Genomic DNA, 23,459 nt, shown 5'->3' with positions numbered 1-23,459 from the left:
ACCCGCCAGCACCGGTACGGTTCGCGATTGGCCGCCGTCAAGCTTGCCCGGAAGACAGTGGAGATTTCTGCTGCCACTGCGATCTGAGCGAGGCCATACGTTCCCAGAAGACTTCTCGACCGCTCCTGGCGTCGAGTCGACGAGCCCACAACGCGGCGAAAAGTGCGTCGTATGCCTCCATCGACGCGTCGATGATCGCTTGGTCGTCGCCGCGCTGAAGCATAAGGCCCTCCGATAAGAGAGCCCATGCAACGCCGAGTTGGATCACCGAGTCCGGGGTATCGCCCTGATCTTCTTGCAGGACGTGGTGCACGCCGGCGCGAATGACGGCGGCCATATCCGCCAGGACCGGTGATTGCAGGCTGTAGGCGCGCAGAATCTTGTCGAAAGTCGTGCCGTCGTGATCATGCATCCCCAACGCTGCGCCCGGAAGTGCGAACGGTGTGGCGTCTTCGGGCCACGGCCCGTCGGCATCGACAAAGAGAAATTGCGCCTCCGGATCCACGAAGCGTTTGATGAGCCACGGTGAGGCGACACGATCGAGGTGCACCGTCTGGCGCGTGACCCATTTCATCGACGATTACCCTTCATCGGCGAGCAATGTCGCGATCTCTTCGCGAAGAATCGCCTTATTCACTTTGTGGATATTGGTCAGCGGGAGTTCAGTTCGGATCTCAAGGCGCTCAGGCCATTTGAACTTTGCCACGCCTTGATCCGAAAGGAATTGCTTGATGGTCTCGAGCTCGATTGCCTCGGATCCCTGACGTAAAACCACGAAGGCGCAGGCCCGCTCGCCTAAACGCGAGTCGGGCATCGCCACCACTGCCGCACGCTCGATCCCCTCGTGCCTGAGTAGTAACAGCTCGACCTCTTCGGCGTTGATCTTCTCGCCACCCCGATTGATCAGGTCCTTTATCCGGTCCTCGAGTCGGTAGTAGGACTTGTCGCCGTCGAGAATCTCTGTGACGATGTCGCCCGTACGGTAGAAGCCGTCGGAAGTGAAGGCTTCGGCGTTGCGTTCCGGGGCAGCGAAATAACCGCGGATGGTGTATGGACCCCTGGCGCACAGCTCCCCCGATGTTCCCGGCGGTACCTGTCGCTCACTGCCGGGTTCGAGTACCCGCACTTCATCCCCGGGAGAGATTGGGGTTCCCTGTGTACCGTGCCGGATCTCCGCCGATGCGTCGCGTGGGGAGAACATGCACATGCCCTCGCCCATACCGAACATCTGGATGACCTTGCACGCTCCGGTCTCGTACTCGTCGATCACTGCGCTGGGCACTGAGCGGTCGGCCCAGGCGACCGTGCGCAGCCCCGCCAGGGCCGCCCGCAGCCGTGTATCAGCCTCGATGACACGCGCGATCGGTCGCGTCATCAGCATGTGGGTGATAGTTACAGTCGACGCCAACCGCAAGAATGCCGCGGTATCCGGCGGGCTGGTGGCAAAACACGCCCCGACTGAATGTGCCGCGTGAAGGGCACACACGATGCCGGCATTGTGGATCAACGGAAGCAGATGCACGGCAACGCTGGTCGAGTCCATGTTCATCGCGTCGCCCCACTGAGCGGCGTTGTACCAGTACTCGGTGCTCAGGCGCGGAATGAGTTTGGGCACACTCGTTGTTCCGCCGGAGAGTTGTAGCACCGCCAGACTCTCCGGGGAGAGTTGGCGTTGCACCTGCTCTATGGTGAGGCGTCGCTCCTGACCCGTAGATTCGTTGGCTTCGGCCAGCGATTCGATCGAGAGTTCGTCCGAGGCAGGTGCGGTCGTTCCGACCGTGAGCTTGATGCGCAGGCTCGGTTGTGCGTGTGCGATTTCTGTTGCGAGGCTGCGCAAATCATGACCAGCGAACCCGGGCTCGTACAGGTGCGCGGCCGGCGCACACTGCCCGGCGATCGCACTGATTTCGTGCCAACGATGCTGGGCCAGCGTCGCAACCGGAACGAGGCCGGCTTTCAGCACGCCGTACCAGCCCAGCACGGCCCAGACGTGATTGGTCGTCTGGAACAAGACACGCTCGCCGGGCTTCAGACCCGCCTGAAGCAAGCCGGTCGCAATCCGATCGGTGAGATCTCCCAGCTCGGCGTAGGTCAAGCTGACACCGGGATCGACCACAGCGAGCCGATCGGAAAAGCGTTCGACAGACTCCTGCAACTCCTGACACAGCGTCCGAGGCCTCCAGAATCCGGCTGCCCGATAGCGCGCGGCCAACGAATCAGGATAGGGAGTTACCTTGTCCGCGATGTCCACGTCGTCGATCCCGATCATCGCGAAGCCCGTTCGCCGGCCCACGTGGTTATCTTGTGTCCCGCCAACGGCATACCGTCAGGCTCACCATCCGCGAGCGGTCGACCGAAGTGGTCGGCGCGAATCGGATGATGGGTCACGTCAGCAGACGCTGCACTCGCCATCGCCTCGCTGATGTCGCTGGGAAACACCGAGCAGTCACCGGTGAACTCGATGATGAGTACTGGCACGGATACACCCGCCAGGGAGCGGGCCACCGATGCGTTGGCCGACAGACCAGACCATGTCGACAGCCAGGCCTCGGGTGTGGTCAGCCGACCGAACCCGTTGACGCCGTAATTTGACACTGACGGCTTGGCGCTGATCACTGAACCGTAGGGCCGCTCGGATTTGTCCAGCCGCAGGTCCGTACAGCGGAGGTCCGCGTCGGTGCGGTAGGTGGTGATGACCGGGGTGAGGATGCTGCGGCGCTTATCCGCGCGAGTAGCGGTACCGGCCTTGATCTTCTTGCGGGCCGATAGCTGCTCGGCAATCAGTTCGCGCGCCCGCGCGTCGATGCGGGCCACCCGCTCTGCCTGTGCGTCCCGGTAGGCGATAACAAAAGCCTCCGAATACTGCGAGCCGCCCTCTTCAGCGGTTCCAAAGCCATTGGCAGGATCGAAGGGATCCAGGCTCGGATCGACCGAGAAAGGATCGGCTTCGTCGGTAACCGATGGGTCGATGGCCGCTTGCAGGAGTTTGCCTTGGCCCGGATGCGGAGCGATGAGCACCAGGCCGTCGGGTGCGGGCATCGGCGCATCCCCAAGCTTCGTTGGCGCGCCGCCCGGGGTACGTGAGATTCGCGAATCCGGTTGCGCTTCTGCTTGTTCAGCGTAGTACGAGTAGAGGCCGCCGCCTCCCGAATGGCCGATCAGGAAGATGTGTTCAAAGCCTTCCCGCCGCAGCCACTCCATCGCTGCGGCCACGTCGAGTAACGCGTTTTCGTGCACAAGCCGCAGATCGTTGCCGACATCACGCCCCACCTGTGCCCATACCGCGCTCCCCGATCTGAGTAACTCGGGGATCAGCGGGTGTTGACGAAGGTCTTGACGTGGATGCATCAGGCAGAACACGGTGCGTGCGCGTGCAGGCGGTTGATACAGCGTTCCGCGGGTGACTTCGCCGTCGAAGGTAATCAGGGTTTCCGAACGCGCGGATACGCCATCGGGGAGGCGTGCGGGCCAAAAGTCGATCGCGAGCGCCGCGCGGCCCCTCCCCGAGGGTTGATAGCCGGCCGGTGCCGGCACATGCCCGGTGGTGGTTTGAGTCATCTGTCCCTACCTAGTGCTGCTATTACGTCCGTGTTGCCGTATTGCTCAGTGCTTCAGCTAATTTGGGAAGCAGGCGGACCGATCGGAGACCGGGCCCATCGACAGCGGCCTGAACCTGCTTCACACGCACGATCACCGCCGGGTTCGTTTCGCCGACCTTGGTGAATTCGGAACGAAAGGTGACCGATCGCTCGGAGACCGTGTCGACCGACAATGTGGCCTGCACTCGATCGTCGAGCCGCAGCGCCGACGCGTATTCCATTTCGCACCGCACGGCGGGCAGACCATACCCGTTGGCCAGCGCGTCGAAGGTTCCGCAGCCGACGTCGGCGAGCCAGGTGGAAACCAGCCGCTCGGCCCATAGCAGCGGGGCTCCGAAGTAGATAACCTGCGCCGCGTCAGTGTCGGCCATCACCACTCGAAATGAGCTCCGTGTCAACAGAGACGAGCTATCAGGGGCCCGGTCTGACATAGACACGCGGAATTCGCTCCTCGGTGCGACGGCGGTGATCGGTGAGCCCGACAGATCAGAAGAACGGCACGTCCGGAGCCAGTCCGCAGCGGACCCGGCCGTGCAGTTCGGCATTTGTGCTGAAGACGAGGAACGAGTGCACCGTGAGCGCTTCGATGTCATCCACGATGCGGCCCATCGGATTCGACAGGGTCAGAGCGCTTGCGCCGGCGGCTTGGCGGATGACCTCGATCGCCTCACGGCTGCGGCGAAAGCACCAGGCTGCATCCGACCGGATTCGCACCCGGCTCGCCACATCGGCGAGGTTCTCAGAGACCTTCAAGGCGGTCTCGACGGCCCGCTCGGCATGGAAGCGCGCCTCGTCGATCTTCATGATCGCTTCATCCATCTGCAGATGCGTGACCACCGCGTCGGACTGCTTGGCGTAAGTCGTGTACGTGATACCACGCTTGTGAATTCGGGATGCGAACAAATCCATTGCCGCCCGCGCCATTCCGAGTGGGGCCCCGGTGGCTCCGGCAGTAAAGAACGGGATATGAGGCACTTTAAAGTAGCTATCGGAGGCCAGCGATTCAGAACGGGTCTCCGCCATGGCTGCAACCGCGATGGGCTGCACCATGTGCTCAGGAACGAACAAATCCTCAACCGAGAGCGTGTTGGATCCCGATCCGCGCAGACCACTGACGTGCCAGTCGTCAGCGGCCACCATGTCGGAGCGTCGGATGATGAACGTGGCGGGCTCGGGATCTTGACCGTCGCGCACGATCATCGAGGCCATCAGGCCCCAGTCAGCGTGATGCTGGCCGCTGCAGAACCGCCACGAGGCCGTGATGCGATAGCCGCCATCGGTGGGAATGGCCTGCCCTGAGGGTGTGAAGTTCGAACACATCAAAGGCGCACCATCGGCGAACACCTCGTCGAGCGCCCGGTCCGGGAAGGTGCAGCTCATATAGATGCCGCCGTTGTAGATGCTGGTGACCCACGACGTTGATGCACACCCCCGCGCCAACTCTTCGCCGATCCTGATGAAGGTCGGTAGCGACACCTGGTAGCCACCGCGTGATCGAGGCGTCGTCAGCTTGAACATGCCGGCGTCACGAAGCGCCTCGATGACCGTATCAGCTGGCCGGGTCAGTTGCGACGCTTCGTCGGCGTGCTCGGCGAGCAGCGTGGACAACTCCGCAGCCTTGGCGATCAGCTGCTCCTCTGTATCCGGTTCCAGGGCCTCGTCAGTGGTGGTCATTGCGGACACAGAATTCCTCCCAGGCGATGTTCTTGTGCGCGAGAATCGCTGTAATGCCAGTCACGTTAGGGGCACCCAACGCTATTGTCAAATAGTCGGCGTCACCGTAAGCTGACACCTGCCGGCTGGTGGCAACACCGAACAAGCAGCCGCGTTGCGAAATCAACCCGACATCAGGAGGCAGCGTTGTCACCGATCGGCATCGAGCGTGTCAACTACATCGCACTGAACGCTAAAAACCCGGAGACGGCCGCGGCATTCGCGGCTGAAAGGATGGGATTCTCGCTCGTCCACGCCGATCCTGACGGTACTCACTATCTCAGTGCGCACGGTGTCGATCGATACTCCCTGGTCTACAAACCCGGCGACGATCACGGTCTGCACCACGTGAGTTATCTCGTGCACGATGCCAAGACACTGGACGCAGCGGTCAGCCGCTTGGAGGCGACGGGCGCCAAGGTATCCAAACTTGAATCGGCCGGGTGGGAGGGAGCGCCCGCGGTCAGGGTTTTGACGCCGGCCGGCCACTGTCTCGAGTTGACGACAGGCGTGAGCACTGCCATTCCGGTTGCCCATCTCATCGAGGCACCTGAGACCGGCGGCCCCGAACCCGTTGTCGCCGATCACCTCGGACTTGGAGCCGCCGATTTCGAGGCCGAGGAAGCCTTCATGCTCGACACGCTCGGTCAGCTGTACTCCAGCCGCATCATGGGTCCTGGCGGAGTACAGGTGATGGGTTTCATGCGTTCCCCTGGCCGCTACCTTTATCACGATGTGGTGTTGGTGAGGACGCCGGCCACTGCGCTGCACCATTTGCAGTTCAGCATGAAGAACGTCGATTCCTTTTACGCCACCGCAGAAGCTCTGCAAGCCAACGATGTACGCATCGAATGGGGCCCGTTGCGGCACGGTCCGGGACACAACATCGCTCTTTACTTCCGCGACGCCGAGGGTTACTGGTTCGAATACTCGGTGGAAGAGGAGATCATCCTCCACGACCCGACCTACGTGCCGCGCACGTGGACCGTCGCCGATTCACACGCCGTCGATGAATGGAACACCGGCGCACCCCCGGCCGAGTTGATGGGTCCGCCCCCACCCGATGCGTTGCTGGGAGCGGATCTCAACGAGACCTTTGCAGTCACCGACAGCTGATACCGGCGCGGCGGGTCTTCGTCGTGGTCTTGATCAGAGGAGTTTTACATGAGTGCGCTCACAGTGGGTTTCATCGGCGTGGGCCGGCTGGGCTTGCCCTTGGCAAAGGGGTTGCTTGACAACGGGTTTCGTGTCATCTCCACCAAGCGCGGCCGATCCGAGGAATTGATTGCCGCCGGCGGCGCTGTTGCAGGAGACGGGTCGCCCCGCGACGTGGCCGAAGCCGCCGACGTCATCGTGACCTGCATGCCGTCCGCAGCGACGTTTCAGGACGTCATCGACGGCCCAGACGGAATTCTTCGAGCCAGTGCAGTCCCAACCGTCATCGAGTGCAGCACCCTGCCCTTGGATGTCAAGCAAGGCGCGCGAAAGCTGTTGATCGACAGGCGTTCTCAATTTATCGATGCGCCAGTGAGCGGTACGCCACCGATGGTGGCTATGAAGATCGCGATGATCTATGCCAGCGGCGACCGCGACGCATACCTCACTTACGAAGCGGTACTGCAGGCCATGTGCCCCAAGGTCACCTATGTCGGGACCGAATTCAACGGTTCGAAGATCAAGTTCGTCGCCCAGTTCTTGGCGACCATCCATGTCACGGCCGCCGTCGAGGCGATGGTGTATGCCCAACGTGCCGGTCTCGATCTCAGCCAGGTCGCCGAACTCATCTCAGCGAGCCCCGGCGCCACCTCGGGGCAGTTTCAGATTCGCGCCCCGATGATCGCCGCCGGTAACTTCGACGCAACACTTGTCACCGTCGACATGACATTGAAGGATGTCGACGAGGTCATTGCATTCGCCCGAGAAATCGGTGCTCCCACTGATTTGTCGCAGATCGTCGCAGATCGCTATCACCGGCTCAGCGATGCAGGCCGCGGCAACGCTGAGCCGGCGGCGCTGTTCCGCGCTCTGTGTGACGGCGAACAATGACCGCCTCCCGACGGTTCGCCGACGATCGAGGCGAGCGAGGATGAGGCTCGTCCGCGCACACGGTGGTGCCACCGGCCTGATACTCGAGGCCGATGGGCGCCTCGAGGTACTCGACATCTCTGCAGCCGGCGAGACGCTGCGCGCTGCGAAGCCCCACATCGCCGACGGGGTTCAGGCTTTGTTTGATGACAAGCGGCAGAGCTGGCTGCCGATGATCGAGCGGTGGACCGATGCGCGCGAGACGCTTCGGTTGCTTGCCGAGCATGCTTTTGGGTGCTGGGACATCAGTACTCATAATCTCCCGCTGACACCCCTGAATGAGTTGGAGCTCGAACCCCCGTTGCCCGATCCGGGCTCTCGGATCTTTGCAATGGGCGGTAACTTTCCGGCCCACGCCTCGAAGATGTCCGGAGTGCTGAATCTGCCGGAGTCCGTGACGAATTCAGCTGCCCACGATGCGCCGCCCTGGGGGTTCTACGTGATTCCCGGCACGGTGGTCGGACCAAACCACACGATCGTACCTCCGCCAGGAACCAAATACCTGGACTACGAAGCTGAAGTGGCCGTGGTGCTCGGCAGCGATGCGCACGACGAGCTATCCACTCGTTTCTGGGGATATACAGCATGGAACGACTTCAGTATCCGCGACACAGCTCTCGGGGCTGCACAAACTGACCATGGACCCTTGACCTGGTCGTTGACGAAGAACTTCCACACCGGGAATAGCTGCGGGCCCTGGATGGTCGTCAACTACCCGCCCGTCGACAATCTTTCGATCACCTGTCATGTCAACGACGAGTTACGACAGTCGGGCAGCACCGCGCAGATGGCCCATTCGTTTGGCCGAATCGCCAGCTATATCAGCGAATTCGTTCCGCTGAGCGCCGGCGACATGATTCTGTCCGGCACACCCGCCGGCACCGCGATCGAAGGCGGAGTTAACGGCGCATTCCTGCAGGCCGGCGATCACGTTGATGTTCGGATCGATGGGGTCGACACGTTGCGCAACGTGATCGGCGCCGGTGACTGATCGTCTTCGCTTGATCGGAAGCCTCTTCCCATCACCTGCACAAATCTTCTGACGGAGGCATAGAGACACCATGCTCGTAAAGATCATCGGCGGTGGGCCCGCCGGCGCATTAACCGCCAGATTAGCAGCCTCGCGTCACCCCGACTGGACGATCGAGGTTTTCGAAACGCTGCCGCCCGATGATACTTTCGGATTTGGCGTCGGTCTGACCAGGGCTCTGTTGCACGCCGTGCAAGTAGCCGATCCCGTGGTCTTTGATCGCTTGATGGCGGCTACCTTCCCCTTCTCTTCCGCCAGCTTCCGCCTTCCCCAGGGCACAACGCAATTCGGGCAGTTCCATAGCGGTGCCATCAGGCGTTCGGAACTGCTCCGGATACTGCTCGAAAGTGCCGCTGAGGCCGGCGCCGACGTCAACATCGGCAAGAGCGTCCATGTCGACGATTTGACGGAAGAAGCCGACATCGTCGTCGGAGCCGACGGGCTATCGAGCTCAACCCGCGCACGATTCGCGCCGCAGCTGGGCGTCCACCAGTCCAACGGCCGCGGCGCCTTCATCTGGTGCGCCGCTGACATCGAGTTGGACGGCACAGTCTTTCATCCGGTGCAGACGTCGGCTGGGACTTTTGTGGCGCATGCCTACCCCTATGCCCCCGGTCTTTCGACGTTCGTCGTCGAAGCCAGCGTTGACACGCTAGAGCGCGCCGGGTTCGTCAACCGCACGTGGGAATCGGAATCCTCCTCCGATAAGGAGGCTTTGAACTATCTGTCCGAGGCCTTCGGCGCGTTGCTCAAGGGCGGCCACTTCTTCGGCAACCGCTCGCGTTGGACGCACTTCACCACGTTGGCATGTGACCGTTGGTCCTACCGCAATGTAGTGCTGTTGGGTGACGCGGTGGCGACCGTGCACCCGTCGCTGGGCTCGGGCACCAAGGTGGCCCTCGAAAGTGCCATCGCACTTGTCGACTACCTGGACACCGTTGAGGGCCAGCCCGTCTCTGATGCCCTGGCCGGGTTCAGTCGCAGCCGGCGGCCCAGTGTCGCACGCCTGCAGGAGCGAGCGGCACGCAGCCAACTCTGGTGGGAGTCCTTTTCCCAGCGGCTGCACCTCTCGCCATCGCGCGTGGCAGTGGCCTATCTCAGTCGCGCCGGCGTGGTATCGCTGGACAGCTTGGCTAAGACAGAGCCGGCGTTGGCGGCCAACGCAATTGCGGACTTCGCAGACATTCCTGTCGACGATGTACCCGATTCCAACTTGACAGACTGGGTTTTGAATCTCCCGCTGCATACTGAGGCGATCAAGCTTGACGACCGCAGATTGCCGCCGCCGTCCGGACACGACGCGGCGTCGGGCATCGCGACGATCGAGGTCAACTCCGGGGACGCCTGGGGGCCGCACGGCGAAGACTATCTAGATCTGGCACGCGAATACTTGCAGTCCGGCGCCACCGTTATCGCGTTGCACGGTGGCGATACCCGCTCCGATGTGATGGATCGGTTGGCTGTCGCGGAGCGCATCCGCATCGAAACGGGCAGCGTCGTCGCCGTCCGAGCTCGACGAGACCACCAAGACATCGTCGCTGACGGCATTGTCGCCGGGCGAACAGACCTCATTCAACTCGAAGGAGTAAGGAGCCGTCCCGTGTCGAAGTTCAACAGCAATTCTCTGCTTCCCGAAGGATCGGTGCTGGCGATGCTCAAGGCGGCGGTCAACGCGGCGCGCGAGCTCGAGGCGCCGTCGGGTGTGGCAATCGTGGACGCTACGGGTCTGTTGCGAGCCTGGGTGCTGATGGACGGCGCCACTCCGCTCGCCGTGGAAGTCGTGCCGAAAAAAGCGCGCACTGCCGCGTTCAGCGGCCTACCCACCGGCGATGTGCCGGCCGAAATCTCAGCCCAGCTCGCCACGGCGTCGCAAACATTCGTCGCGTTGCCTGGCGGATTGCCGATCGCCATCGGCGGCGCCATCGTCGGTGGAATCGCCGCCGGAGGTGAGTCGGCGGAAAACGATGTCGCGATCGCTCAGGCCGGGCTCGACGTCCTGGCAACGCTTTAGCCCCGTAGCGTGAGCCGAGTCGGTCTAGCTCGGACTCATCGCAAAGCATCCGGGACGGTTTTCCTCGGCGACGCGTGGGCCGGGCCGATCGTAAAGCCTCAGCGATGAGGTGAACACGCATCTGAGCGGTTGCCGCCCCCAAGCGGGGCGCGGTCATCAACTGCGCCCAGCCAGGCGGTTTCATGGTTTGTTGCAAAAGTAGTTCCTGTCGGATTGACAGTAGCCGAGTACCCCGACTTGATGTCCCAGCCGGCCGGCGGGCCCCGAAGCGATACCGGGGCGCGATAACGGCCTAGACACCCTCGCATGACACCGTTTTTGGGCGATCTCGCGCATGATCGCTCGACGGGGCCTGGCCCAGCGGGGATGCCATCGAGCGGATCAACTCACATCGAGCGGTGCCGATCACGATCTGTTCGCGTTCATCAGCCGACAACCGCGACCGTTTCTGCCCGTGGGGCACTGACGATCGAGGATTCACATCACCAGACCGGCGAAACCGCTTGCTACTACACGTCGCCGACACGCCGCCGCATCCCCGGCATCCTTAAGGCAACCCGGCTGCGGTCAACTACCAATACCGACGTTGCTCCGACAACAGCTGAGGCTGGCCCGTCATCAACACTCCTGACTACGAAGTGTTGCAATCACCCCAAGAGCCCAAGCCAGCGCCAATCGTAGTGTTCACCGACCCTGACCGGTAGCCATGACTGGCCACGTCGTTCACCAGGCGGTGACGAGTCGATGCGGGGGTTGGCCCTATTTGTAGCGACGGCCATCAAAGGACGGTCAAACGGCGCTAGTTGGGGTCGGATCGATATTTTTGTTGTATCGCAGCATGTTCTGCGGATCCCATTTGATCTTCGCATCGACTAGGCGGCGATATTTTTCGGGTGATCCCCACGCACCTTTGCGCCACGCGGAGCCGAGGTCGGTTGTGAGATTGATGTAGCAGTTATCCCTGAACTCAGGCCGCAGGTCAGCATCGAGGGCGTCAGCCCACGCCATGAACGTGGCGTCGTCGGACGGGTCATCCCATTGCGTCGCCACTTCCCAGAACCAGGTGGCACCCTCTCGGGAGAAAGCGCAGGAATCTTCCTCGAAGTCGTCGCTGATCGCACCGCCGAGGGCCCAAAGGTTCTGCACGGTGCTGGGCGTCGGAGGTGCCGTGGGAGCAGGGGCGATCCCCGCGTGCTTGATGGTCGCGTCGATCGCACTGTCGGACAGCTCGCTCAGGTACCCGCCCTTGGTGTACACACGTCGCCCGTATGGCGCGATAACGTCGAGCATCGAATTGGCTGCGGGCCACGGAACCGGTTGCACAGCAACGGTAGCCGGCCTACCCAAACTTGCTAGTTGTGCCATCACCCGATCGGAGTCGCTTTGTGGACCGGTGAACACGACTACGAACATGAGCACGTCAGTGCCGTGTGCTTCGACCGGCACCGGCGGCAGGGGGGGACACTGGGTGAGGGCAGCAATCAGCGCCAATTCCCTTGGCGCCGTGGGCATATACTCGCGGAGAGACTGAAGGACCTCGGATGCCTGATCCAGCGAGAACGGGATCATGCCGGCTGACACCATCTGCGGTATGGGATGCGCCTGGAACTCGAAGTTGACCACCACGCCGAAGTTGCCGCCTCCACCGCGAACCGCCCAGAACAAGTCTGGGTTCTCGTCGGCGCTCGCACGTACTAGGCGCCCGTCGGTCGTGACGATCTCGCATGCGAGAAGGCTGTCTACCGTCGCGCCGCGGGCGCGCATGTTGTAGCCCACGCCTCCGCCGATTGTGAGCCCGGCGACCCCGGTGGTGCTCACCGTCCCGGCGGGCACCACTAGACCATATTCGGCGAGCGCTCCATCCATCTCGCCCAGCAGCACACCGGCGCCGAGTCGCACCCGACGCGAGTCGGGTTCGACGGAGATCTGCTTGAACTCACTGAGGTCGACTACCAGTGCATCGTCGGGCATCGCGCTTCCGTCGACCCCGTGCCCGCCGGCCCGGATCGCAAGACCGCGCCGCTGCTCGGCAGCGAATCGCACGGCGGCGATGACGTCATCGGCGTCCAAAGCACGTGCGATAGCCGATGGCTGTTGATCGCTCATCCGGGTGTTGTAAATGGCGCGCGATCGCACGAACATTTCGTCGCCGGGCGTATATACCGGTCCCCGAAAGTTGGAAAGGCCTTTCGACACAGGCACCGACATGTCACTCCTCCGAAATGTAATCGCGGTTGATTGCCAAAGACCTGCCGAGGTGCAAGTTGTTCTCTCGTCAGATCGATTGGTTGCCGGTCGTCACTCCGGCTGGATATGCAGCTGGTCGCTGTCGAACTGGGTCACCTTGCCGTTGCTCAGCGCGCCGATCGCGCTGAACCAGACTGCGCGTCGCGCACGCGCTTTCTTTCGGTCGATGACCAACGAGCCTTTACTGCTGATCTCGACGTAGTGGCCGATCACCCGCGCATGGTCGGCGACGGCGGTGCCCTCGTCGATGACGGGTTTGAATTCGGGCACGTTGAGCACATACAGGCGGATCACCGAATCAGCTCCGCGGCCGGTGAGACATCCTCGCTGTGTTCCAGGATAAGTTCGGCTTTGCGCGCCCACAGCGCCGCCAGCGAAGGCTTTTCCGACGAAGCAACCACATCGAGCAAAGCTCGCACGGTCAACTCGGCATCATCATCGTCGGCAACGGTGGTCGCCCTCGTGGGATAGGTGAATTCGACCAGATACCCGTTGGGGTCATGGGTGTAGATCGACTCGATCGTCTCGTGCTTGACCCGCATTTCGACACGCCAATCGTTGGACTGCAGACGGCGTTGGTATTCCTCGAGCACGTCAACCGAATCCACATGGATCGCCAAGTGACGGGAATCTCGGAAGAACCCCGGAATCTCCGGGCCGTGGGTGGCGTACGCGTCGCCGTCGGGACTGAACCGCTCTACCCCGAAGTAGTAGAAGAAGGCGATTCGATCGCCTTTGCCGATGTCAAAGAAGAAGTGTACGAAATCCGGGTGGTCCACTGGCCCCCAGCCCACTGCGCAGACCGAGTGCACGATCGGAAAACCCAAGATGTCGTGGTAGAAGCGGACGGTGCCTGCGGGGTCGAACGTCGGGAATGCCGCATGGTCAACGCCGCGCGCCAAGTGCTCAAGCCCCGTGGGCGTGCTGTCAGCCACGTGTTCCACCTTCCTCCATCCAGGTGCTGCTGTGGTCCAGCCTAGGCGCCACTGGACCGCTCGTCAACACCATCGTCAACTATTAGTCTTATCCGTAAAACCCCTGTGCGCGCTTATCCTCGACAATGACCGCTTTGGTCGGGCACAGCTTTTGTGCGAATTCGACTTCTCCTCGCATGCTCTCGGGGGGGCTTTCCAGTACAACGTGTGCGTATTCGTCGGAGTCCGCCATCTCGAAGACCTGCGGTGCTGCGCTTACGCACTGCCCGTGGCCCTCACAGAGTCCGGCATCGACCCTCACCTTCATAGTCACGACTTGAACACCGCGGGAAGCGATGGGATCGCCGCGGTTTCGGTCCCGCGGAACTCGTAAACCGCAGACGCGGGATCGACCAGGGCGATTTCGGGGGCCCGCGTCAGAAGCTCTTCGAGCGCCACCTTCATCTGCATGCGGGCAATGGGCGCTCCGGGGCAGGCGTGGATGCCGAAGCCGAAAGTCAGGTGCCTGTTACGTCGAGACTGCTTGCGATCCAGGGAAAAAGCATCGGGATCGTCGTAGACCTTCGGATCACGGTTGGCCGCAGCCCAGCACAACAGCACCGACTCATTCTCGGCAATGTCGGCGTCACCAATGGTCGCCGGCTTGACCGCACGGCGGAATAACCCGAAGAAGGGGGGGTGTAGACGCAGTGTCTCTTCGATGGCTACGGGAATCAGGTCGTGATCGGCACAGAGCCGAGCTTTCACTTCGGGTGCCGATAGAACGTCGCACAGCAGACTTGACAGACCCGCCACGGTAGTGCCGTGACCGGCCACGAGGAAACTACTCATGGTCATGGCGATCTGCTCGACACTGAGCAACTCGCCATCAATCTCGGCGGTAGACAACTCGGTGAGGAAGTCATCGCGCGGCTGGTCGCGTCGCGCGAGGACCTCTTCGACACCCAATTGAGCCAGGGCCATGAAAGTGGCGCCCGCAAGCTCTTGGTCTCCCAGGCTGCCCACCATCTCTAGTGCCTTTGCGCGGACGGCATCCCGCTTCTCGGCGTCGAATCCGAGAAAGTGACACAGCGCCAACAAGGGCAACTCTTCGGCGAAATCCGCGACGAGATCGAAAGAGCCACTCTCACGTAGCCGGTCGATCAGTGTGATGACATCGGCCCGGACAAGAGGTTCGATCTGGGCGGCGGTCTCGTTGTTCAATATCCGGCTGAACAGCTCGCGCCATGAGGTGTGTTCGGGGGGATCCTGCTCCAGCGGTGGAAAGGCGGGGCGTTCGGCGAACGGGCGCGTCACGCTCGGTGACGATGCGTAGGTCTTCCAGTCACCCTGGACAGCCTTGACATCGTCGTAGTTCAGCAGGAGTCGGAAGCCACCTTGCTTGTCACTGCGACCGACAGGGCAGGTTTCTCTGGCTTCCGCAAACAGTTCATAAGCGAGTTCAGGGGTGGTTTCGTCTGAGGAGAAATTGCGGAGTTTCTCGATGAGGTCTTCGTGGGACACGGACAACGGGGGTAGCCTTTCACTCGAATTACTGGGGGCGCTGGGTTCAGATATCGATAGTCAATTTTGTTCCGAGGCAGCGTGATACGCAGATCATCATCGACTCGTTCGACGCGCGCTCCTGAGGGCTCAGAAACGAGTCCCGATGGTCTGGTAGGCCGTCGAGAACATCTACCTCGCAGGTGCCGCAGGTGCCTTCCATGCATGAGCTGAGCAGCTCGAGTCCGGCATCTTGGGCGACTTCGAGAATGGATCTACCGGGAGGCACGGTAAGGGTGAGATCCGAAGTACTGCAATAGACTTCGAATTCCGACTCGGGCTCGAGGATCGCGTTCTGCTTGGGCGCGAAGCGTTCGACGTGCAGTGTCACGTCGTCTCGGGTCTCACAAATTTGCTCCGTGGCTTCGATCATCGGCTCCGGCCCGCAGCAGTACACCGCCGTCCCCGGCTCTAGATCAGCACATATAGCTTGGAGGTCGAGCAGGCCCTCTTCATCTTCAGGGCGGCTCACGACTCTGTTTCCGTAAGTGGAGAGTTCGGCGAGAAAGGGCATCGCTGCGCGTGTCCGCCCGCCATAGTGCAACTGCCAGTGCGCGCGCCGGCGCGCAAGCTCGGCCATCATGGGTAGCAGCGGCGTGATGCCTATGCCGCCGGCGAGAAAGACATACCGTCGAGCGTCGCTGACGAGCGGAAAGCCATTCCGCGGGCCGCGGACAGTCAGCACCGACCCCTCAGACACTTGGTCGTGCAGTCGAATGGATCCCCCTCGGCCATCGGGCACTCGACGCACAGCAATCTGCCATCGGCGAACGTCGTCGGGGTCTCCGCACAGTGAGTATTGGCGAACGGTTGCCTCGTCGATGACCACGTCGATGTGTGATCCTGGGGTCCAGATTGGCAGTGGCCCGCTGTCTTCGGCTCGTAGGGTGAGCTTGATGACGTCGGCAGCGGCGTGCTCGACGCTCTCGACGGTCAAGTCTGTAACGGCCTCGGCCCCGGGTGGCGCGGCCGCACCCGTGGGGGTCCGTGAGGTGTGGGTCACAGTCATTGAAGCGATAGTAAACTATTCGACGTTGCCGTAGCAATGCATTCAGGCTATGCGGGCGTCGATCAGCGACGGGGCCGCCCAGAGTTGTCCGTGGGTCGCTCGAGTGATCCGGTGCCGATACCGGTCAGTCTCCGCGCTACCGCGCACCAACTTTGATTGTTCTACGGGTATGATTATTTTTCGACAAATAAGTCAGGACCGGGGCACACGGTAAACCCGCGGCCGCGGCCGGCTTCACCAACGGCCAATTGCGCGTGACAACAGACAAGAGGTGCTGATTGTTCGAGCCTGAAAACCGTACTGCGGGGGGCGCTGCGCACGCTGCCCGGATCCTGCATCGCAGATCGTACAAGCGCCTACCGGGCCCCGGCCGGCCCCGATCCACCCGCGGCGTCGGCTGCCGGGCGAATCGCCTGGCACGTCCGCCTGAACTTGCCCTACTTGCCCGCCAGGAGTGCCCGTGACAACTACTCAGGTTGATGACCACACGACATCAACAACCGAACCCCTTCAGCGGATCGCCGACCACGTGCGGTGGCTGGCAACTGCGATCGTCCATCACGCGAACCACGTTCGGCCAAACCCCAGCGGGTTGAAAGTCGGTGGGCACCAGAGTTCATCCGCGTCGATGGTCGAGATAATGACGGCGCTCTACTTCGAGGAACTCCGAGAAGGTGACCGGGCCTCGGTCAAGCCGCACGCGTCGCCGGTCCTGCACGCGATCAACTACCTGCTTGGTTGGCTCGATGAGAAGTACCTGACCACGCTGCGCGATTTTGGCGGGCTGCAAAGCTATCCCAGCCGATCGAAGGATCCTGATCCCGTCGACTATTCGACGGGATCAGTCGGCATCGGCGCCACCGCGCCCATCTGGGGGGCCTTCGCGCGCCGGTACGTCGACGCGAACTTCGGCAGCACCGGCACCGGCCGCCAGTATTCGCTCGTCGGGGACGCCGAACTGGACGAGGGTGCGGTCTGGGAAGCGATTCTGGATCCATCTGTTCAAGAGCTGGGCGAAATCGTCTGGATCGTCGACATGAATCGTCAATCGCTGGACCGCGTCGTTCCCAACATAGCCGCCGGCAGACTGGCCACGATGTTCGATGCCGCTGGCTGGCAGGTCATCGATGTCAAATTCGGTGCGCTGCTAGAAGATTTGTTCACCCGCCCAGGCGGTGCGGAGCTGAGAACCCGCATCGTCGAGATGGCCAACCCCGAATACCAGCGCCTGCTGCGCTGTCCGGCTGACGAGTTGCGCGCCCGACTGCCGGGTGACGGCGCCGGCTCGGCGGCGATCGCGCAACTTATCAGCGCCCTCGACGACGAGACCGTCGTCGCGGCCATCAGCAACCTCGGTGGGCACGACCTCACGGCCTTGCGGAATGCGTTCGCACAGATCGACGACGCTCGCCCCACGATCATCATCGCCTACACGATCAAGGGGTTCGGCCTTCCCACGCAGGGACATCCGCAGAATCACTCGTCGCTGCTGAGCGTAGAGCAGTTCGAGCAACTCGCGGCAGCCACCGGCCAGGATGCTGCTCACCCATGGTCAAGGTTTGCATCCGACACTCCAGAAGGCCAGATCTGCGAGGCCGCCGCTCAGCGGTTACGCCGCTCGATCGGCAAGCGCAATTCGCCGCCGGCACTGCCCGTAGAGATCGGACGTACTCCGCTAGCCATCACCACCACCCAGGCGGCGCTGGGGCGTACTCTGCTCGACCTGACCCGCGAGGCCCCCGAGGCCGCCCGCCGGGTCGTCACCGTCAGCCCCGACGTCAGCTCGAGCACGAATCTCGCCGGCTGGTTGAACAAAGTCGGCGTGTGGTCGGCGGCCGAACGGCTCGATTGGTTCGCCGACGACGCGGAAACCATCATGCATTGGCGCGAAAGACCAACCGGCCAACACATGGAGCTCGGCATCGCTGAGACGAATCTCGTCGGACTCATCGGCGAACTCGGCGCCACCTGGAGCCGTTGGGGAGAGCCGCTATTGCCAATCGGTGTCTTGTACGACCCGTTCGTGGAACGCGCGCTCGAGCCATGGTCCTACGGCATTTACGCCGGTGGGCAATCTATTCTCGTCGGCACACCCTCCGGTGTGACGTTGGCCGCCGAAGGTGGCGCGCACCAGTCGATCAAGACACCATCGATCGGTTTGGAGCAACCGGGCTGCGAGAGCTACGAGCCGGCTTTCGCCATCGAGGTCGAGTGGATGTTATTGCACGCCCTGTCTCGATTGGGGCGCCCCGACGGCGAATCCGCCTACTTGCGCCTCTCGACGCGTCCGGTCAAGCAGGAGCTGGCCGATTTACCAACCGACCCGGCCGTGCGGGAACGTCGCCGCCAGCATGTCCTGGCCGGCGCATACACCATTCGAGCCTGCTCCAACCCGCAGGCGACGATCGTGGCAATGGGTGCCGTCGTGACCGAAGCCCTTGACGCCGCAACCCGATTGGAACAACTCGGGGTGCATTGCGAGGTCATCGTCGTCACGTGCCCAAGTCGGCTCTTCGAGTCCGTTCAGGCCCGACGAGGTCTTGCCGATGCGGCCTCGTGGATCGTCGACCAGGTGTTCCCCGCGCAACACGCTGCACCTATGGTGACCGTTCTAGATGGACATCCCCACACGTTGGCATTTTTATCGACGATCAACCGGGTGCCGACAAAATCCTTGGGAGTCAGCAAGTTTGGACAGGTCGGGTCTCTGGACGCCGTGTATCGCTACCACGGCATCGATACCGACAGCATCGTCCGGGCAGCTCTGGACCTTCAGGACTGACCGGAACCAACCTGCGCAGTCTCCCGACCACACCCCACAGAAGGAACGATGACCGAGAATCTCACGGGTCCGCTCGCCGGGATACGCGTCCTCGAACTCGGCAATTTCATCGCGGCGCCCACCGCCGGCCGGATCCTCGCCGATTTCGGCGCCGACGTCATCAAAGTCGAGCGGCCTGGAGTCGGAGACGAACTGCGTCGATGGCGGCTGCACGCAGGGTCGACGTCACTGCTGTTTCGCACCCTTGGCCGCAACAAGCGCAGCATCACCCTGGATGTCGGGACGCCGCAAGGCAAGCAGGTCGCGCTGCGGCTGATCGAGAAATCCGATGTGATCCTCGAGAATTTCCGACCGGGCACGCTCGAGAAATGGGGCCTTGGACCCAGCGAGATCAAACGAAGGAATCCCCAAGCCGTCCTTGTTCGCATCTCGGGCTATGGGCAAACCGGACCGTACCGCGACAGGCCTGGATTCGGTGGCGTCGCTGAAGCCATCGGCGGATTGCGCCATGTCGTCGGTTACCCTGATCGCCCACCAGTGCGGGTAGGCGTCAGCCTTGCCGACACCGTCTCCGGCCTCTACGCGGTGATCGGCGCGTTGATGGGCTTGCTGCAACGAGGCCGCGAGCCCGGCGGCGAAGTTGTCGATGTTGCGCTCTATGAAGCCGTGTACTCGCTGATGGAGTCGCTGGTGCCCGACCACGACGCCTTCGGTATCCGCCGCATGCCAGAGGGAGCGGGCCTACCCGGCATCTCTCCGTCGAACACCTTCGCCTGTGCCGATGGCAGATACGTGGTCATCAGCGGTAACGGCGACGCCATCTTCAAGCGGTTGATGAACACAATCGGACGCCCCGACCTCGCGGACAACCCAGAGCTTTCCGACAACGCCGGGCGGGTCGCCCACAATCAGGAATTGGAGGACGCGATCGCAGGCTGGGCGGCGACCCTGCCGTCCGACCAGATCCTCGCTGAACTCGAACGGGCCGCAGTACCTTCCGGCCCGATATATCAAGCCAGCGACATCCTTGCCGACCCGCACTTCGCTGACCGAGGGATGCTGGAAACACACTGCGTCGATATCGGGCATGATCGCCCGCAGCCGGTCGTGTTCCCAGGCATCGTGCCGGCGCTGCAGAACCGTCCCGGCGCCACGCGATGGCTAGGACCGGAACTGGGAGCGCACACCAGCGAAGTTCTCCGCGAACTGGGCTTCGACAGTGAAGCCGAAAACGAATTGCGCCAACAAGGAGTGATATAGCGATGCCCGCAGACGACACAGTGGTGGTCACCGAGGTCTCGCTCCGGGACGGTCTACAGATCGAGCCCGTGATCGTCCCCACCGACAAGAAGGTGGCCTTCGCTCATCGACTCGTCGATGCCGGCTTCACACAACTCGAAGTCGGTGCCTTCGTCAATGCGGCCAAGGTGCCGGCCATGGCCGACTCCGCGGAGGTGGTGCATCAGCTCGGCGACCTTCCGGTGACCCTGCATGCGCTGGTGTTCAACCTGAAAGGCGCCCAGCGTGCCATCGCCAGCGGATGCCGCAACGTGCGATTCGTCGTGTCGGCCAGCGACGGGCACAGCCACGCCAACGCGGGAGTCTCGACCTCTGATGCACTCGACCGCGTCGACGAAGCCGCAGAACTGTTGCGCGAAAACGATGTACACCTCGAAGCCACCATCGCCACCGCTTTTGTCTGTCCCTTCGACGGCGACACCGCGGTCGAACGGGTGTTGCGGGTCGCTGAGCGACTAATTCGTACCGGCATCGATGTCTTGCATCTCGCGGACACGGTTGGCGCGGCGTCACCCGGTGATATCAGACGCACAATCACTGCCGTCAGCGCTGAATATACCGATGTGCCACTGGGACTGCACCTGCACAACACCTACGGCATGGCGGCCGCCAATGTCTGGGAGGGGTTGCAACTTGGAATCCGAAGGTTCGACGCCGCGCTCGGGGGTCTTGGCGGCTGCCCCTTCGCACCAGGAGCCGCCGGCAACATCGGCGCCGATGATTTGGTGCACTTCCTACATCGCGAAGGCTTCGTTACCGGCGTTCAGCCAGATCGGCTGGCGGAAGCGCGCGAGGAACTGACTCAATTGGTTGGGCACCAGCTCGATTCGTCCCTCGCGCGTGCCAACAAGCCACCGGCCATGCTGCGGATCGCCTGACGGCTAGCAACGTGTAGGCCGGCCAGTGTCTGACGGTGTAGGAGCAGAGCCAGCGGATACCCGGTCCCGCGGTGCCAGCGGTGCACGCCACACCGAGCTCCTGACGGATGCGATCTTGGGTGCGCGGCGGGAGTTCACCAGCCACGAGATCGCCGCCGCAGCAGACGTTCCGGTGTACCGAGCCCGGCGTTTCTGGCGCGCGCTCGGGTTGGCGGACCCCGAGGAGGGTGCCGCAGAATTCACCGTTGCCGACGGCGATGCGCTACGGCGCCTACTCCTTCTCATTTCCGACGGCATCGTCGACGAGAGCCACGCACTGCACATAACTCGATCACTGGGTGGGTCAACGGCACGGGTAGCGCGCGCATTCGTCGAGGCGATGCTCGATCCGCTCCCGCCCGACGTGGATGGGGCTGAACGCACATTCGCCGTCGGCACTGAGGAACTCATCCGTGCGCTGAGCGACATGGAGAGCCTTCTGGTTTACAGCTGGCGGCGACAGGTCACCGCGGCGCTGCCGGTGCTTCAACGGCGCGGTCCACGCAGCAGCATCGCCGTCGGATTTGCAGACCTCGTTTCCTTTACGCATCTCAGTCGCCAACTCTCAGATCGCGAACTCACCAGTCTCGTCACACGATTCGAGGAGCGAGCAGGCAACCTCATCACCGCCTACGGCGGACGGATAGTGAAGTCGATCGGTGACGAAGTCTTTTTTGCCGCCGACTCCCCTTCCGTCGCGGCTACCATCGCGCACCGGATAGCCGAGAGCGTCAAGCGGCGCCGTATCCCCGGAATACGGATTGGAGTCGAATACGGGCCAGTCATCACCCACGGCGGGGATCTATTCGGTGACACAGTGAATCTTGCGAGTCGGCTCACGGCAATGGCCGAGCCCAACCAGATCGTGGTGGGGCCGTCGTTGATGGCCGCCTTGGCGACGGTGGCGGGCTTCGAGATCCATCCGCTCCCAGTCACCGACGTGAAGGGTTTCGGCAGCATGACGCCCGGAGTTCTAAAGTCGTGCGGCCGCTAACCGGCCCGGACTCGACCGCGCTGACGTAGGGCGAGGCGCCCGCGGTCACGCGCCAGCGGTCGCCAGCTCCCCGTGGTCAATCGAACCACCCAGCGCGGCTTTGAGTAGTCCCAATTTCGATCTGACGTGCACCTCGTCTTCGGCGCGACCGACAACGAACGACAACGCCCACACGAAGGTCAGAGCCAACCCGAGTGTGACCAACCAAGCCAGATGGGTCACCCATAGTGGTGCGCTGCGGTTGAGTGCCGTCCACACTGGCCATGCGGCCGCGCCGTTACCGATCCCGTCGGCCATCGGTATGAAGGCGATGACGAGCGCCAACTTCCAACCCGGCAGGTGTGGCCGCAATCGGTAGATCAGAGTGCCCGCGATGAGTGGCATAAGGGGATTCACGCACACCCACCACAGCGGGAGCCCCCAGAAGTTCAGCGGTTGCGGGCCGTAGTACTCGTAGGCCCCCATCAGGACTCCCGGACTTTCCAGCCAGATGTTGATGAACACATCGATCAGGTATATGGCGAACACCATCCGGCGGGTGATTCCCACGTTGAAGATTCGATAGGCGAGGTAGGCCAGTCCCCCGACGTACCAGATGTAGACGAAGTTGATGAACAACGGGAAGTCTCTGCCCATCGAGTAAAACGTCGTCGTAGCTGCTCCCTGCCGGATGTAGCAGAGACCGAGGGTGTCGACGATCGGCTCGAACAGGCACGCAATCCCGCCGCCGATCAGGCAGTACGTCAGCAACGGACCGCGCCCGTTCAGCAGGTGTTTGACGGCGAAGAAACAGCCGATCAGAACGGGCACTCCCAGGAAGATCGTGAACAACACCTCGGGCATGAACGGCATTGGAGTCTTAGGGTGCGCGGGAACGGCGCGCGCGGCCACGATCGCGTAATGCGAGGTCATTGTCGTCTCATCGCCCGTCTATTCGTGGATGCTCAATCAGGAGTCGTGCGGCCCTTGGTGGGCTGTTCGGGGTTTTAAGCTCCGCTCTGGGTCAGCATAACTTTGTGCTGAACATATTTTCAAGGATGAACTGTAATTCATCTAGCGGCCGTCCCCAAAGCGTGAACCCCTGCCCTAAGGGCGCCCAACGCGGCGGTCCGTCCGGATGATTTCTAATGCGGAATCATTTTCTGGGCTGCGTCCCGACCCGACGGCGCCGCCAGATGAACATCAGCCAAGGAGCGGTCTGATGTGTCGTCCCGGTCTCCTCCGCGGCATCATCCAGGGTTCCGCCCAGCTGCACAGGGTCATCTTCAGACCTCGCGCAGCAGCGGCGGCCGAGCA

The 23,459-nt window shown here is 62.4% G+C and carries 20 protein-coding genes and 1 pseudogene; 8 read left to right on the top strand and 13 right to left on the bottom strand.

Features of this window, described 5'->3' with window-relative positions:
• Positions 1-37: 37 nt before the first annotated feature.
• The 5 genes from MTY59_RS09195 to MTY59_RS09175 all read right to left on the bottom strand — a co-directional run bounded on the left by MTY59_RS09195 (position 38) and on the right by MTY59_RS09175 (position 5,273).
• Complete coding sequence (locus MTY59_RS09195) at positions 38-574, bottom strand: chromate resistance protein ChrB domain-containing protein (protein ID WP_221045376.1); 537 nt, start codon at positions 572-574, stop codon at positions 38-40.
• A gap of 6 nt (positions 575-580) precedes the next feature.
• A complete protein-coding gene (locus MTY59_RS09190; RefSeq protein ID WP_250160775.1) occupies positions 581-2,269 on the bottom strand; it encodes an AMP-binding protein in 1,689 nt (562 codons plus the stop codon).
• Positions 2,266-3,558 (bottom strand): alpha/beta hydrolase, encoded by a 1,293-nt coding sequence (locus tag MTY59_RS09185; protein WP_221045374.1) that lies wholly within the window; start codon positions 3,556-3,558, stop codon positions 2,266-2,268. The genes MTY59_RS09190 and MTY59_RS09185 overlap by 4 nt, the downstream gene beginning before the upstream one ends.
• 22 nt (positions 3,559-3,580) lie before the next feature.
• Positions 3,581-3,970, bottom strand: coding sequence for an acyl-CoA thioesterase (locus tag MTY59_RS09180; RefSeq protein ID WP_250160855.1), 390 nt, complete (start codon positions 3,968-3,970; stop codon positions 3,581-3,583).
• A gap of 115 nt (positions 3,971-4,085) precedes the next feature.
• Positions 4,086-5,273, bottom strand: coding sequence for an acyl-CoA dehydrogenase family protein (locus MTY59_RS09175; protein WP_221045372.1), 1,188 nt, complete (start codon positions 5,271-5,273; stop codon positions 4,086-4,088).
• A gap of 186 nt (positions 5,274-5,459) precedes the next feature.
• On the opposite strand from MTY59_RS09175, the gene MTY59_RS09170 reads away from it, so the two are divergent.
• The 4 genes from MTY59_RS09170 to MTY59_RS09155 all read left to right on the top strand — a co-directional run bounded on the left by MTY59_RS09170 (position 5,460) and on the right by MTY59_RS09155 (position 10,438).
• Positions 5,460-6,428, top strand: coding sequence for a VOC family protein (locus tag MTY59_RS09170; RefSeq protein ID WP_014711189.1), 969 nt, complete (start codon positions 5,460-5,462; stop codon positions 6,426-6,428).
• 48 nt (positions 6,429-6,476) lie between these two features.
• A complete protein-coding gene (locus MTY59_RS09165; protein ID WP_221045371.1) occupies positions 6,477-7,358 on the top strand; it encodes an NAD(P)-dependent oxidoreductase in 882 nt (293 codons plus the stop codon).
• 40 nt (positions 7,359-7,398) lie between these two features.
• Positions 7,399-8,388 (top strand): fumarylacetoacetate hydrolase family protein, encoded by a 990-nt coding sequence (locus MTY59_RS09160; RefSeq protein ID WP_221045370.1) that lies wholly within the window; start codon positions 7,399-7,401, stop codon positions 8,386-8,388.
• A 70-nt stretch (positions 8,389-8,458) separates the two neighbouring features.
• Positions 8,459-10,438 (top strand): heme-binding protein, encoded by a 1,980-nt coding sequence (locus MTY59_RS09155; protein WP_221045369.1) that lies wholly within the window; start codon positions 8,459-8,461, stop codon positions 10,436-10,438.
• A 215-nt stretch (positions 10,439-10,653) separates the two neighbouring features.
• Here the strand turns inward: MTY59_RS09155 and MTY59_RS27935 are convergent.
• From MTY59_RS27935 to MTY59_RS09125, 7 genes and pseudogenes are all read right to left on the bottom strand, one after another.
• Positions 10,654-11,009 (bottom strand): annotated as a pseudogene (locus tag MTY59_RS27935) (helix-turn-helix domain-containing protein); the annotation flags it as partial.
• A gap of 218 nt (positions 11,010-11,227) precedes the next feature.
• Complete coding sequence (locus MTY59_RS09150; RefSeq protein ID WP_221045368.1) at positions 11,228-12,646, bottom strand: FAD-binding oxidoreductase; 1,419 nt, start codon at positions 12,644-12,646, stop codon at positions 11,228-11,230.
• A 90-nt stretch (positions 12,647-12,736) separates the two neighbouring features.
• Positions 12,737-12,979, bottom strand: a complete 243-nt coding sequence (locus MTY59_RS09145) for a glyoxalase (RefSeq protein ID WP_221045367.1) — start codon at positions 12,977-12,979, stop codon at positions 12,737-12,739.
• Positions 12,976-13,629 carry a VOC family protein gene (locus MTY59_RS09140; protein WP_221045366.1) on the bottom strand — a complete coding sequence of 218 codons (654 nt, stop codon included), beginning with the start codon at positions 13,627-13,629 and terminating at the stop codon, positions 12,976-12,978. Before MTY59_RS09140 ends, MTY59_RS09145 begins: the two co-directional genes overlap by 4 nt.
• Positions 13,630-13,708: 79 nt before the next feature.
• Positions 13,709-13,927, bottom strand: coding sequence for a ferredoxin (locus MTY59_RS09135; RefSeq protein WP_221046344.1), 219 nt, complete (start codon positions 13,925-13,927; stop codon positions 13,709-13,711).
• Between the two features lie 2 nt (positions 13,928-13,929).
• The gene (locus MTY59_RS09130; RefSeq protein ID WP_250160774.1) at positions 13,930-15,123 is read right to left on the bottom strand and encodes a cytochrome P450; all 1,194 of its coding nucleotides are present in this window, start codon (positions 15,121-15,123) and stop codon (positions 13,930-13,932) included.
• Between the two features lie 46 nt (positions 15,124-15,169).
• Positions 15,170-16,099 carry a PDR/VanB family oxidoreductase gene (locus tag MTY59_RS09125; RefSeq protein WP_221046343.1) on the bottom strand — a complete coding sequence of 310 codons (930 nt, stop codon included), beginning with the start codon at positions 16,097-16,099 and terminating at the stop codon, positions 15,170-15,172.
• 712 nt (positions 16,100-16,811) lie between these two features.
• Here MTY59_RS09125 and MTY59_RS09120 point away from each other — a divergent pair.
• From MTY59_RS09120 to MTY59_RS09105, 4 genes are all read left to right on the top strand, one after another.
• Positions 16,812-18,953: a transketolase-like TK C-terminal-containing protein gene (locus MTY59_RS09120; protein ID WP_250160772.1), complete on the top strand. Its 2,142-nt coding sequence runs from the start codon at positions 16,812-16,814 to the stop codon at positions 18,951-18,953.
• Positions 18,954-19,001: 48 nt separating this feature from the next.
• Positions 19,002-20,213, top strand: a complete 1,212-nt coding sequence (locus MTY59_RS09115) for a CaiB/BaiF CoA transferase family protein (RefSeq protein WP_221045363.1) — start codon at positions 19,002-19,004, stop codon at positions 20,211-20,213.
• A gap of 2 nt (positions 20,214-20,215) precedes the next feature.
• Entirely contained in the window at positions 20,216-21,130 is a 915-nt protein-coding gene (locus MTY59_RS09110) for a hydroxymethylglutaryl-CoA lyase (protein ID WP_221045362.1), read from the top strand.
• Between the two features lie 115 nt (positions 21,131-21,245).
• Complete coding sequence (locus MTY59_RS09105; RefSeq protein ID WP_250160771.1) at positions 21,246-22,163, top strand: adenylate/guanylate cyclase domain-containing protein; 918 nt, start codon at positions 21,246-21,248, stop codon at positions 22,161-22,163.
• A 45-nt stretch (positions 22,164-22,208) separates the two neighbouring features.
• On the opposite strand, the gene MTY59_RS09100 is transcribed toward MTY59_RS09105, so the two are convergent.
• Positions 22,209-23,075 (bottom strand): hypothetical protein, encoded by an 867-nt coding sequence (locus MTY59_RS09100; protein ID WP_221045360.1) that lies wholly within the window; start codon positions 23,073-23,075, stop codon positions 22,209-22,211.
• Positions 23,076-23,459: the final 384 nt, after the last annotated feature.

The organism is Mycobacterium senriense, from assembly GCF_019668465.1.
Classification (GTDB): domain Bacteria; phylum Actinomycetota; class Actinomycetes; order Mycobacteriales; family Mycobacteriaceae; genus Mycobacterium; species Mycobacterium senriense.
Note: the sequence above shows the minus strand (reverse complement) of the source record. Positions and strands in the feature narration are given on the sequence as shown.